The 13293-nt window shown below is 52.8% G+C and carries 13 protein-coding genes; 2 read left to right on the top strand and 11 right to left on the bottom strand.

Features of this window, described 5'->3' with window-relative positions:
• Nucleotides 1–18: 18 nt before the first annotated feature.
• Entirely contained in the window at nt 19–1266 is a 1248-nt protein-coding gene (traF, locus tag GF617_RS09645) for a conjugal transfer protein TraF (protein ID WP_203451569.1), read from the bottom strand.
• A gap of 170 nt (nt 1267–1436) precedes the next feature.
• Nucleotides 1437–1925, bottom strand: coding sequence for a cupin domain-containing protein (locus tag GF617_RS09640; RefSeq protein WP_181621835.1), 489 nt, complete (start codon nt 1923–1925; stop codon nt 1437–1439).
• Between the two features lie 115 nt (nt 1926–2040).
• On the opposite strand from GF617_RS09640, the gene zur reads away from it, so the two are divergent.
• Complete coding sequence (zur, locus tag GF617_RS09635; protein ID WP_181621834.1) at nt 2041–2556, top strand: zinc uptake transcriptional repressor Zur; 516 nt, start codon at nt 2041–2043, stop codon at nt 2554–2556.
• A 69-nt stretch (nt 2557–2625) separates the two neighbouring features.
• Here zur and GF617_RS09630 read toward each other — a convergent pair whose 3' ends face one another.
• From GF617_RS09630 to GF617_RS09615, 4 genes are all read right to left on the bottom strand, one after another.
• Nucleotides 2626–2835: a CsbD family protein gene (locus GF617_RS09630; RefSeq protein WP_181623662.1), complete on the bottom strand. Its 210-nt coding sequence runs from the start codon at nt 2833–2835 to the stop codon at nt 2626–2628.
• Between the two features lie 147 nt (nt 2836–2982).
• Nucleotides 2983–4302: an MATE family efflux transporter DinF gene (dinF, locus tag GF617_RS09625; RefSeq protein ID WP_203451568.1), complete on the bottom strand. Its 1320-nt coding sequence runs from the start codon at nt 4300–4302 to the stop codon at nt 2983–2985.
• 64 nt (nt 4303–4366) lie between these two features.
• Nucleotides 4367–4975 carry a transcriptional repressor LexA gene (gene lexA, locus GF617_RS09620; RefSeq protein ID WP_181621832.1) on the bottom strand — a complete coding sequence of 203 codons (609 nt, stop codon included), beginning with the start codon at nt 4973–4975 and terminating at the stop codon, nt 4367–4369.
• Between the two features lie 108 nt (nt 4976–5083).
• The gene (locus tag GF617_RS09615; RefSeq protein WP_181621831.1) at nt 5084–5452 is read right to left on the bottom strand and encodes a diacylglycerol kinase; all 369 of its coding nucleotides are present in this window, start codon (nt 5450–5452) and stop codon (nt 5084–5086) included.
• Between the two features lie 154 nt (nt 5453–5606).
• Here GF617_RS09615 and plsB point away from each other — a divergent pair, with 154 nt between their 5' ends.
• On the top strand, nt 5607–8027 hold the full coding sequence (gene plsB, locus GF617_RS09610) for a glycerol-3-phosphate 1-O-acyltransferase PlsB (protein WP_181621830.1): 2421 nt from the start codon (nt 5607–5609) through the stop codon (nt 8025–8027).
• Nucleotides 8028–8081: 54 nt separating this feature from the next.
• On the opposite strand, the gene ubiA is transcribed toward plsB, so the two are convergent.
• The 5 genes from ubiA to malK all read right to left on the bottom strand — a co-directional run bounded on the left by ubiA (nt 8082) and on the right by malK (nt 13192).
• Nucleotides 8082–8951, bottom strand: coding sequence for a 4-hydroxybenzoate octaprenyltransferase (gene ubiA / locus GF617_RS09605; protein WP_203451567.1), 870 nt, complete (start codon nt 8949–8951; stop codon nt 8082–8084).
• A gap of 13 nt (nt 8952–8964) precedes the next feature.
• A complete protein-coding gene (ubiC, locus tag GF617_RS09600; protein ID WP_181621828.1) occupies nt 8965–9462 on the bottom strand; it encodes a chorismate lyase in 498 nt (165 codons plus the stop codon).
• Nucleotides 9463–9641: 179 nt separating this feature from the next.
• Nucleotides 9642–10586: a maltose operon protein MalM gene (gene malM, locus GF617_RS09595; protein ID WP_203451566.1), complete on the bottom strand. Its 945-nt coding sequence runs from the start codon at nt 10584–10586 to the stop codon at nt 9642–9644.
• A 114-nt stretch (nt 10587–10700) separates the two neighbouring features.
• A complete protein-coding gene (locus tag GF617_RS09590) occupies nt 10701–12011 on the bottom strand; it encodes a maltoporin (RefSeq protein ID WP_181623661.1) in 1311 nt (436 codons plus the stop codon).
• Nucleotides 12012–12082: 71 nt separating this feature from the next.
• The gene (gene malK, locus GF617_RS09585; protein ID WP_181621826.1) at nt 12083–13192 is read right to left on the bottom strand and encodes a maltose/maltodextrin ABC transporter ATP-binding protein MalK; all 1110 of its coding nucleotides are present in this window, start codon (nt 13190–13192) and stop codon (nt 12083–12085) included.
• Nucleotides 13193–13293 lie beyond the last annotated feature (101 nt).

Below are 13293 nucleotides of genomic sequence, written 5' to 3'. Positions count from 1 at the left end.
CAGCGCCTCCGCTTCACTTTAGAACGCCACGCTCAACTGTGCACCTGCACCCCAGGTTTCGTCCTCACCATAGAGCCCCATCAGGTCAACATGTACCGTGTTAAACGGTGCAAACCCGACACCTGCGGTAAAGACATTGCTGTCGTTATTCTTCACATCAGCACGATAACCGGCACGAACGGCCAGCCAGCTTAACGGGGTCACTTCCGCGCCCACGCCAACGTACTGGGAATTCTCTTCACTTTTAAAACCTTTGGTTTCGGTCAGATCACCATCGGCAGTCAGCGTCACCAGGCTGGTATGCCAGGCCACACCTGCTGTCACGACAGGGCTGATTTGGTAGGTATCGCGTACACCATCCACCTCTTTGGTGTCGATATCGCGGGAGAAGAGGTTTTGCCCGGTCAGACCGACCGTCCAGTTCTCGCTAAAATCGGCGGCAAGGCCAGCATCGACGTTAAATCCTGTGTCATCATTACGATAGCGGCTGCTGTTAATATCGTCGCTGTTAAAATTGTAAATCGACACGGTGTAATTATAGAGCCAGGTTTTCTGCAACTTCGGAGTGATCCCGACCGAAACCGGTACGCCACTGATATCAAACTGTCGCGCCAGCGCAACGCCATAATCAGAAACAATCGCCGCCCGACCAAAGCCTTTAGATTTCAGATTATCCGGATCAACGCCCAGGATTGTTGCCGGTGTTTTTTCAACCGCGCGCAGCATATCGATATCACCCTGATCGATATAAGAACTGACGCGCGCACGCGCATTCGCTTTTGCCACAAACGCGACGGATAACGTGTCATTCGGAATACTGACAGCAATGCCACCCCCCGCTTTCCCGCTGGCGGTTTTTCCTTTCAGAGATTCCAACTGGCTGGCCAGATCGCCTGCCGCAGAAGAGACCTGCTTGTAGCCGGAGCTGGTGGGGTTGAAGAGATCGAAAAGGTTAATGTCATCCAGGGAGCTGCGGTAGCGATTGATATCGTCGCTGACGTCATCAATTTTATCCCGCAGGTTGTCTTTGTCGGAAATTTGCGCGCCAATAGACGGCAAAATAACGGTAATGCCATCGTCAGGCTTTGCTTTAGCCAGCAAAGCAGGGTTGATTAACACCCCGCTTCCGTAGCTGCCTGCGGCAACACCTGTGCCCCCCATTGCGTCACTACGCGCTTCTGTCCAGGTATTGGCGGCAGATGCCTGATGCGCCGCAAAAAAAGAGACAGCAATGCTAACCACCGAAAATTTAAATACTTTTTTCACAGTATGCTCGTCTTATAGTCTGTTATGAAATAGCCCTGTCTGTTATCACCCAAACAGGAACGAACTATTGCTGTGAATAAGTACAAAAAGACCCGCTATTTCCTTAAGTTAAATCACCCATCTGGCCTATTGTATTTTGTGACGGCCCTCAATATTTATAGAAGAGGATATTATTTTCGCCCAGCTTTTCCGTCATGCGGGCCAAAAAACTGCGGTGGATGGTCAACCCAGCGATCCTCACGCGTCGCGGCATAGACCGGATTCAGCGGGTAATAGATGCGGTTATGCTTTTTATTTGCCTCGCCAACAACCAGCAGCCGCACCTCTTCATCAGTGTTATTGATAAAGGTATGGCATACGCCGGTTCCGGCAGGAAACCCGACGCTATCACCTGGCTCCAGCTTCCACAGGTAGCCGTTAATCCAGGCTTCGGGATATCCTTCCAGCACGTAGATAAACTCCTCTTCATCACTTTCTGCATGTGGATACGAGGTGCGACGCCCTGGGGGTAATCGCTCATGGTGAATACCAATACGGCCAAGACCGAGTTTTCTGGCCAAGGGCGCGCCAATGGAGAAACGTTCGTCACTGTCGGGATACGTTGCATCGTCCGCACCTTCGATGTCTCGCCAGTGCCGGATACAGTCAGGTCTTTTCATTATTTATTTCCTGTATTGCGATGCGTCAGGTATAGCACAGCCCGGCGGATCTCGGTGTTTTTAGCAGAACATGGTAAAGTGAGGGTTTTCGATCCTACAACATCCGAGGTGCTAAATGGATAAGACCACAACGCAAGAGCTGTTAGCGCAAGCTGAAAAGCTGTGTGCCCAACGCAATGTGCGCCTGACTCCACAGCGCCTTGAAGTCTTAAGGCTGATGAGCCTCCAGCAAGGTGCGATCAGTGCATACGATTTGCTCGACCTGCTTCGGGAAACAGAACCACAGGCGAAGCCTCCAACGGTGTATCGCGCGCTGGATTTCCTGCTGGAACAAGGCTTTGTGCATAAGGTTGAATCAACAAACAGTTATGTTCTGTGCTACTTGTTTGATCAGCCCACCCATACCTCTGCGATGTTTATCTGCGACCGCTGTGGCGTGGTGAAGGAAGAGTGTGCGGAAGGTGTTGAAGACATCATGCATACGCTGGCAGCGAAAATGGGCTTTGCACTGCGTCACAATGTTATTGAAGCACACGGGTTGTGCTCAAACTGCGTAGAAGTGGAGTCCTGCCGGCATCAGGGTGAATGTCACCACGACCACTCGATTCTGGTAAAGAAAAAACCCCGCTGACGGCATAGAAAAGGGCGGCTCAAAGCCGCCGACAGGGAGTACATCCTTGTACTTACGGGTATAACCTGTTTACCAGCGGTAATCGTTACGTTTTTCCCAGTCACCCACTTCTTTCTCTGCCTGTTCTTTAGCGTAGCCGTAACGCTCCTGAATTTTACCGACAAGCTGATCGCGTTTACCTTCGATGACGGTCATATCATCATCAGTCAGCTTACCCCACTGCTCTTTCGCTTTACCTTTGAGCTGTTTCCAGTTGCCGCCGATTTCGTCTTTATTCATCATCACATCCTCATCGTTCGGTCATTCAATAGTGAAAAGGGTCGCCCGAAACCTTCATTTCATGCTGGACGTGATAATAATTTTAGTCGAGCCTGTGGCATCTAAGAATTTATTCAGAATCTTTTACCATCAGGAGATTTTAAGGCGTTATGAAAACCAGGTGTTATTCCGCCAGTGGCGATGCCAGATAACCGCCAGTGATAACCCTCGCAGGGAAAGAAAGACCGCCAGTGCCAGCCATAGCCCGTGGTTACCCAGATACGGTAACGTGAGCAACGTCAGTGCAAATCCAGCAGCGGCAACGGCCATACTGTTGCGCATTTCCGCTCCACGCGTCGCACCGATGAACATGCCATCCAGCAGATAACACCAGACCCCCACTATCGGTAGTACCACCTGCCAGATGATGTAGTGGCCTGCCAGTTCGCGCAGTGCCGGTAATGACGTTAATAGCCCCACAATATGTTCGCCCAGGAAGGCGTAGATCAACGCAAAGATCAGCGCCACCAGCCCCGCCTGACGGCAGGCCGCGCGCCAGACATCCTGCAACTGACCGCTTTCCCCCGCACCGTACGCGTGCCCGGAGTGGGCTTCAACGGCATAGGCAAAGCCGTCCAGTGCATAGGCGGTAAAGGTCAGCAGCGTCATCAGTACTGCATTAACCGCCACAATCTCTGGCCCAAGGCGCGCGCCGAAAACCGTGAGCGCACCAAAACAGAGTTGCAGGAGGAGCGAGCGGAGCATAATGTCGCGATTCAGCGCCAGGAGTTTACGGATATTGCCGCGCCAGGCTGCTTTCAGCATCGCCAGAGAGATACCGCGCATTTTCAGCACCCGCCACACCATCCATAACCCAATGATGAACGTCCCATACTCTGCAATGGCAGTCGCCAGTGCCGCCCCCTGCACGTTCATGTGCAGCCCCATCACCAGCCACAGGTCGAGCACAATGTTGAGGATATTTCCCACCACCAGCAGGATCACGGGGGCACGCGCGTACTGAACGCCCAGCAGCCAGCCAAGCAACACCAGGTTTGCCAGCGAGGCCGGAGCACTGAGCCAGCGGATCTCAAGAAAGCGACGAGCCTGTTCGAGAACGGCCTCGCTACTTCCTACAATATGCAATGCGAGATCGATTAGCGGAGCACGTAACAGGACGATCACAGCACCCGCTCCCAGCGCCAGAATCAATGGCTGAACCAGAGCACGCGCCAGACGAAGCGGATCTTTCGCACCAAACGCCTGAGCGGTAAGACCCGTGGTACTCATCCGCAAAAAAAGCAACAGCATGAAGAGGAAGCTGGTCGCTGTCGCGCCAATCGCCACACCGCCCAGATAGACCGGCGAATCCAGATGGCCAATTACTGCCGTGTCCACCAGTCCCAATAACGGAACGGTGATATTCGAAAAGATCATTGGCAACGCAAGACGCCACAGCGCCTTATCTGAAGCAGTCAGCAGTGACATGAGAAAATACCGGGGCAGGAAAATAAGTCAGGCTGCGGGGATACCGCAGCCTGTCAGGAAGAGATTACAGCCATTCACCGTTACGGATAACGCCAACGGCAAGGCCTTCAATAGAGAAACTTTGCTCGCGAAGGTCAACTTCGATAGGAGAAAACTCGCTATTTTCTGGCAGAAGCTGAACGGTATTACCCTGTTTTTTCAGTCGCTTAACGGTCACTTCATCATCGATACGCGCGACAACAACTTGCCCGTTACGCACATCCTGCGTTTTATGTACCGCCAGCAAGTCACCATCAAGAATACCGATATCTTTCATTGACATGCCACTTACGCGAAGCAGGAAATCAGCGCTTGGTTTAAACATGCCTGGATCAACCTGGTAATGGCCTTCGATATGCTGCTGTGCCAACAGAGGCTCGCCCGCAGCCACTCGGCCTACAAGCGGAATACCGGTTTCTTCTTCCACCAAAAGGCGAATACCACGTGAAGCACCGGAAACAATCTCCAGGACGCCCTTACGTGCCAGCGCTTTGAGGTGCTCTTCGGCAGCATTTGGAGAACGGAAACCCAGACGCTGAGCGATCTCCGCACGCGTGGGTGGCATACCCGTCTGGCCGATATGATCCCGGATGAGATCAAACACCTCTTGCTGCCTGGTCGTTAACGCTTTCATTCCGCCCCCTGGGTGTATATACAGTTATGCTGTGAGTATATACAGTCAAAGGTGATTTTGGAATCAAAAACTGCACAAAAAACCAGGGAGTTACTTATTCCTGAAGGCTTATCGGAAATGTGACCAAAGAAGCGTGCCCCAGGTAATCATGGCGGTAATAATCGCCAGTAATACCGCTGCGGAACCCATATCTTTCGCACGCCCAGAAAGCTCGTGAAAATCAGAGCCAATACGGTCCACCACAGCTTCAATAGCACTATTAAGAATTTCCACTATCATCACCAAAAGCACCGAGCCAATAAGAAGAACGCGGGTGATAGCATCAACATCAAGGAAACAGGCGATAATCACCGCGACAATAGCGGCGATACCTTCCTGACGGAAAGCAGCCTCATTGATCCAGGCGGCGCGGAAACCTTTCCATGAATAGCCAGCTGCTTTGATAATTCGGGTTAACCCAGTGGTATTATTGGCCATTAAAAGAACCTTTTATGAGAAATAGCGTCAGTAACTATAGCCGCAGTCCATTTGACTGCTGCCTGAAGTATGACGGGTAACAACAGAAATTTTGCGCGCTTTCTGTTATCCTTGCGCAGCAATTGCATTATTAACCAGAGGCTTTACATCGTTTATGTCCGGCTGGCCACGAATTTACTACAAATTACTTAATTTACCATTAAGCGTCCTGGTAAAAAGCAAGTCTATCCCAGCAGAACCCGCGCTGGAATTAGGGCTCGATACCTCTCGCCCTATTATGTATGTTTTGCCTTACAACTCGAAGGCAGACTTGCTGACGCTCCGCGCCCAATGTCTGGCGCATGACTTACCCGATCCGCTTGAACCGCTGGAAATTGATGGCACATTGTTGCCACGCTATGTCTTCATCCACGGCGGACCGCGTGTGTTTACCTATTACACGCCAAAAGAAGAGTCCATCAAGCTGTTCCATGATTACCTCGACCTGCACCGCAGCAACCCCGATCTGGATGTTCAGATGGTTCCGGTGTCGGTGATGTTTGGTCGTCGTCCTGGGCGCGAAAAGGGTGAAGAAAACCCACCGCTGCGTATGCTCAACGGCATCCAGAAATTCTTTGCGGTGTCATGGCTAGGCCGTGATAGCTTCGTGCGTTTTTCCCCTTCCGTCTCCCTGCGCCGAATGGCGGACGAACACGGTACGGATAAAATCATTGCGCAAAAACTGGCGCGTGTTGCGCGTATGCACTTTGCCCGTCAACGTCTGGCTGCTGTAGGCCCACGCCTTCCGGCGCGTCAGGACCTTTTCAACAAGTTGCTGGCTTCCAAAGCCATAGCACGCGCTGTTGAAGACGAAGCCCGTAGCAAGAAGATTTCACACGAGAAAGCACAACAGAATGCCATCGCCCTGATGGAAGAGATCGCTGCGAACTTCTCCTATGAGATGATTCGTCTGTCCGATCGTATCCTGAGCTTCACGTGGAACCGTCTCTATCAGGGGATCAACGTGCATAACGCAGAGCGTGTGCGTCAGTTGGCTCACGACGGTCATGAAATTGTCTATGTGCCCTGCCACCGCAGCCACATGGACTACCTTCTGCTCTCCTACGTGCTTTATCACCAGGGGCTGGTTCCACCGCACATTGCTGCCGGTATCAACCTGAACTTCTGGCCAGCGGGCCCGATTTTCCGCCGCCTGGGTGCGTTCTTTATTCGCCGTACCTTCAAGGGCAACAAACTCTATTCCACCGTGTTCCGTGAGTATCTGGGCGAGCTGTTCAGCCGCGGCTATTCCGTTGAATATTTCGTTGAGGGTGGCCGTTCCCGTACCGGACGTCTACTCGATCCGAAGACGGGCACGCTGTCGATGACGATTCAGGCGATGCTGCGTGGGGGAACGCGTCCTATCACACTGGTTCCGATTTACATTGGCTATGAACACGTCATGGAAGTGGGAACCTACGCGAAAGAACTGCGCGGAGCGACCAAAGAGAAAGAGAGCCTGCCGCAGATGCTGCGCGGCCTGAGCAAGCTTCGCAACCTCGGCCAGGGCTATGTGAACTTTGGCGAACCAATGCCACTGATGACCTACCTGAATCAGCATGTACCAGAGTGGCGTGAGTCTATCGATCCAATCGAAGCCATCCGTCCCGCCTGGCTCACCCCAACGGTAAATAACATTGCGGCCGATCTGATGGTGCGTATTAACAATGCCGGTGCGGCTAACGCCATGAACCTGTGTTGTACTGCACTTCTCGCCTCGCGCCAGCGCTCGCTGACCCGTGAGCAACTGACCGAGCAGGTCGATTGTTATCTGGACATCATGCGTAATGTTCCGTATTCACCTGACTCAACCGTTCCTGCAGCAACGGCCAGCGCCCTGCTTGATCACGCGTTGCAGATGAACAAGTTCGAAGTCGAGAAAGATACGATCGGTGACATCATCATTCTGCCGCGCGAGCAGGCGGTGCTGATGACGTACTATCGTAATAACATTGCGCACATGCTGATGCTGCCATCGCTGATGGCGGCCATTATTACTCAGCACCGTCGCATTTCTCGTCAGGAAGTGCTGCGTCACGTTGAAGCGCTCTACCCAATGCTGAAAGCCGAGCTGTTCCTGCGCTGGAGCAAAGAAGAGCTGGCGGCAGAGCTGGACAAACTCACCGTTGAATTGCATCGTCAGGGGCTGATCACCGTGAATAACGATGAGCTCAACATCAACCCATCACGTTCCCGTACTCTGCAGCTGCTGGCCGCTGGCGCACGTGAGACGTTGCAACGCTATGCCATCACCTTCTGGTTGCTGAGTGCGAACCCGTCGATTAACCGTGGAACGCTGGAAAAAGCGAGTCGCACACTGGCACAACGTCTGTCCGTCCTGCACGGCATTAACGCACCAGAGTTCTTCGACAAAGCGGTCTTTAGTTCGCTGGTGCTGACGCTGCGTGACGAGGGCTTTATCAGTGATACGGGTGATGCCGAGCCTGAAGAGACACTGAAGGTTTACCAGATGCTGGCAGAGTTGATTACCTCTGATGTACGCCTGACGATTGAGAGTGCGGCACAAGACGAGTGATACCCTCTCCGGTGGAAAGGATGAAAGGATGGCAGCCAGATGGCTGCCATTTTTTTACGAGAAGTAGCTCATCGCCAGCCCTAAAAACAGCACCAGACCAACGTAGTTATTATTCAGGAAGGCCTTAAAACACGCGTCACGCTCACGTTTCGCGATCAGCTTTTGCTGATACGCAAACAGCAGCCCCGCCACCAGCACTGACCAGTAGAACGCCCAGTTGAGCCCGTTCAGACGGCCAATCTCTACCATCAACGCCAGCACCGCGACCTGCAAGATACCGATGATCAGTTTGTCCTGACGACCAAACAGGATCGCGGTCGATTTGATGCCAATTTTGAGATCATCGTCACGATCGACCATCGCATACTGCGTGTCGTAAGCCACAGCCCACAAAATATTCGCCAGGAACATCAACCAGCAGCTCAACGGTACGGATTCACTTACCGCCGCAAAGGCCATCGGTATCGACCAGCCAAATGCCGCGCCCAATACCACTTGCGGTAAATGGGTATAACGCTTCATGAACGGGTAAACCCAGGCAAGCGCAAGAGCAGCCACTGAAAGCAAGATCGTCATGGTGTTAAGCGTTAATACCAGCAGGAAAGAGAGCAATACCAGCGCAATAAACAGCGTGCGTGCTTCTTTTTCCGTGACCTGCCCGCTGGGCAGCGGCCGATTAGCGGTACGTTTTACATGTCCGTCAAATTTACGGTCAGCATAGTCATTGACCACGCAACCTGCTGCACGCATCAGCCAGACTCCGGCCACAAACACGGCCAAAATCCACAACGGCGGCAAACCCGGTGTCGCGACCCACAGCGCCCACAAGGTTGGCCACAGCAGCAATAGCGCACCAATCGGTTTGTCAGTACGCATTAAGCGGTGATAGGCCAGCAGCTTGCTCTGCGTCAGACTCCACTCCATTTTTCTCTTCCTCTCAGTACAACGGCGATGCCGGTAAAAAAAGCTCCGTTAGCATTAACGGTTTACCACTCAGACGGAGACGGGAACGACGCCCCCACAAATCAGCATCGCGACCAATTTCAATAAAATCGCGGGTGAGCTCAGATGACGTAAAGAGATATCGTCCTAGCGGGGTTTTTCCCAATTGTTGCAGCGCCAGCTCCGGTCCGGAAAGGGTTGATTCTGGTACAACCGTCCGCCCTGCGAGCCACGGCTCACCATCAGCACACAGTAAAATTTCGCGTAACCAGTAGCGTTCTTCTTGCGGCAAAAGAGGTAATTCACTGGCGATGGCTTCAGGTGGCACAAACCCTTCCTGAATCAACGTTACCGTAACCGTTTTACCCTGTTGCTCAAAACGTTTAGTCATGGAATCTTCCAGCAGCAACCAGTCCAGTTGCTCCGGGTCAAGCGCAGGTATTTGGTCGAAATAGCGCAGCGCACGCAGTTGCGTTAGCGCAGGGTGTGACATGCCAGACTCTCCGATACATAACGTGCGGCTATTGTATCGCAGAAACCGCAAATGAGGGCGGGCAAACGCTATTTAGCGATCAATATCGCAACAGCGGTGCAACAGGGTGTTGGCTGAAAAAAAAGTGCGCCCACTCAGGCGCACTAAACAACGAACAAATCAGCACTGCGGGGAGATGATTACCCCTTGCCTTTTACACTGCTGATAAAGGTGGAACGGGCAGTGGTGGAACCCAGACGCTCAGCTTCATCAAGCAGTTTCAGCGCCTTATCGACGTCGCCGCGCTTAACAGCCTGCTTAATAGCGTTATTGAAGTAAGTTTCGGTGTCATTCAGCATCGGATCGGCTTTTTTCGCCGGAGCCGCTGCTGCTGCAACCGGGGCCGCGACGGCAGGCGCAGCATAAACCGGTGCAGCGGTATTACCTACGGTGACAGGACCTGTGCCGGAAGAACCAAACAGAGGACCAACCAGCACGCTGGACGCATTGTTGGTGGAGACTTTCAGCTTCAACAGGCCGTCAGTAACGTGGCGCGCTAACGGGTCCGGAATATCTGGTACGGCGTTACCCGCCCCTTTAGCGTAGGCTTTTGCTGGATCAACCAGCTTCGTGGTTTGCTGCAAATCTTTATCTGTTGTGAAAACCAGAACATAAATTTTCTGCTGACCCAATGCAGGCGTCAGGCGCATTCTGCCTTCCAGGCGATCAGCGCTCATGACGCCAGGCTCCTGGTAGGTAAAGTATTCGCTTGGGAAAAATGCTGATGGCGTCAGGTTCTGATCCAGGATCAATACGTTAGGCGCAAACACGCTGGTCTGTTTATTCACTTCACTGGTCAGCGTGAGCGTCAATTCACCGATATTCGCCGGGACACTAAACGCGGCCACGGGACCGGTAATACCTGGCACGTTGAGTTGCTGGCCACCCGCAGAAAGTTGCGTCGCCTGAGCTTTAGACTGGTCAACAGGGGTCCAGGTCAATTGCTGGAGTGCCGCGGCCGGAATAGCCGGCGCTGCACTGGTATTTTGTGGAACGAAATTCACATCTGCAAAGGTGATCGCCGGAGCACAAGCCAGCAGCCCCGCAGAGAGGCACAGCGCGACGAGACTTTTCTTCATTTTCATTGTTATTACCTCTGATAGCGTGAGCACTGCGGTGGCCAGGCAATAGCGCGCAGCACCCTAAGGATAGAGGGGCTTTCGCCCCTCTTTTTAGGTCATTACGTCAGGTCTAACGAATTACCACCAGATTTCCATCTGAGCACCGAAGGTCCACTCGTCGCTATCGCCACGGCTGAAGGTCTTCGCGGAAGTGTCGCGATATGCAACGCCGGACGTGTAAGCGTCACCGGAATCACTGTTCGCGTAACCCCATTTCTCATCCCACTTCGCATAAGTTGCGAAGACACGGATAGCCGGACGAGACCAGATGCTGTCGCCTGCCTGCCATTGTTGTGCCAGGGTGATTTTGTACTGGTTGTTGGTTTCGCTGGTTTTCTGCGATTTAACGTTGTCGTAGCCAACTTCCAGCAGGGTGCTCATGATTGGCGTCCATTTGAACATAGGACGCACACCGACGGTCCACCATTTAGTCCCGTTGTTGTTATCCAGGTTGATGTCCTGGTACATCCCCACGTACATCAGATCCCAGGAGTCGCCCAGAGAGATCGCACCGTGATCCAGCACGCGCCACATGTCGCCGTTGTTGTTGATGCTACCACCTTCCGGACGGCCTTTACCGTTGGAGGTCATAGAGTCAGTTGCGTACTGCAGTACGAATTTGTTGAAGCCCTTCAGCATGCTCTGGGTATGTTCAGCAGTGAACATCCAGCCATCTTTAGACGCATCTGGAGCCAGAGAGTAGTTGTCTGGCAGGTTGGTGTGACCGTAGTCAACACCGAACTCCAGCGTACCGCCTGGGTTGATTTCCATCTGAGCTAAACGGACGTCGAAGACATCGTTCGGTACCAGGTTGTCATAAATACGGTTACCCAGTGCATCACGATCGGCGAACGTACCTGAACCACCCGCTTCAGAAGAACGCGTTGCTGCCAGGGACAGTTTACCGAAGCCCAGATCGATGTTTTCGATACCCGCACCAGGACCAGAAATATCCCAGTAGTAGAAGTCGATCATGTGAACGTCATGACGTTGGTAGAAACGTTTACCGGCCCAGATGGTTGAACCTGGTAATGCGTCGATGAGGTTTTTACCCTGCACGTTAGCTTCACGGAAAGCTGGGCTGGTTGATTCCCAGTCATTCTGCTGAGAAACGGAATACGCTACGTTGGTGTCGAAATAGAAGCTCTTATCACCTTCTTTCCACACTTCCTGACCCAGTTTCAGTTCGGCATAAGTTTCACATTCGTTACCGAGACGGTATTTACTTTGAGCACCGGTTGCCTGGAAACATTGTTGTTCACCGCCACTCCCGGTCCAGCCAATGCCAGAACGAGCATAACCTTTAAAATCAACAGCACTCGCCTGGGCAGACAGGATGCCTGCCGCAATGGCGATTGCCAGAGGAACTTTGCGCAGAGTAATCATTATTCTATCTCCTGAGATCATTGCTTTTCTTTGAACACTTCACCTGTCGGTTTCGTGCCTTTTATTGGGATTGCTTAAACGCCTGGTTCTTTATGCAACCGACGACATGCAGTGCCATCCTCACGGAACAGATGGCAACGCTCTGGCGGCAAACCGATAGCGAATGTGGCACCCTCTTCTACCAACACCACGTCATTCTGGCGGTACACCAGGTTCTGACGGATGGCGGGGATCTGGATATGAATCTGTGTTTCGTGACCAAGTTGTTCGACAACCTGAACCTCACCTTCCAGGGTCACATCCGCGATGTGGCTAGGCAGAAGATGCTCAGGACGGATACCCAGGGACATGTTCGCCCCGACCTGCACGTTGGCACTCTCCACCGGCAACCAAATTTGCTGACGGTTTGGCAGTTCCACCTGTACCTGTTCAATCGCTGTCGCGGTCACTTTGACGGGCAGGAAGTTCATCTTTGGCGAGCCAATAAAGCCCGCAACAAAGCGGTCCGCAGGATAGTGATACAGCTCAAGCGGTTTACCTACCTGCGCGACACGGCCTGCGTCCAGCACCACAATTTTGTCGGCAAGCGTCATCGCCTCGACCTGATCGTGGGTGACATACACCATGGTGCGGCCAAGACGTTTGTGCAGACGGGAGATTTCAATACGCATCTGGACACGCAGCGCGGCGTCCAGGTTGGAAAGCGGTTCATCAAGCAGGAAGACACGAGGCTCGGCCACCAGCGTACGGCCAATCGCCACACGCTGACGCTGACCACCGGAGAGTGCTTTTGGTTTACGTTCCAGCAGGTGCGCCAGTTGAAGGACTTCAGCAACCTGTGTCACGCGCTGGTTAATCACCTCTTTCTTCGCTCCGGCCAGTTTCAGACCAAAGGACATGTTCTCAGCAACAGAGAGGTGGGGATAAAGTGCATAAGACTGGAATACCATGCCTACGCCGCGCTCGGCGGGTGGGATGTCATTCATGCGGGTATCACCAATAAACAGGTCACCGCTGGTGATCGTTTCAAGTCCGGCAATCATACGCAGCAGAGTTGATTTACCGCAGCCTGATGGACCAACAAACACCACGAACTCACCCTCGTGGATGTCCAGATTGATGTCTTTTGACACCACAACGTCGCCCCAGGCTTTCGTTACATTACGCAGCTGTACGCTCGCCATGCCCTTCTCCCTTCGTTACAACCTGTCACCGACAGAAACATTCAAGATAAGTTCACTATGGGGTATCCATTACTTCCGTGAATCCTCCACCCCCCGGCTTT

Origin of the sequence: Lelliottia sp. RWM.1 (genome assembly GCF_016859735.1) — a bacterium.
Lineage (GTDB): Bacteria > Pseudomonadota > Gammaproteobacteria > Enterobacterales > Enterobacteriaceae > Enterobacter.
The sequence above is the reverse complement of the archived record's forward strand: the minus strand, read 5'-3'. Positions and strand labels throughout refer to the sequence as shown.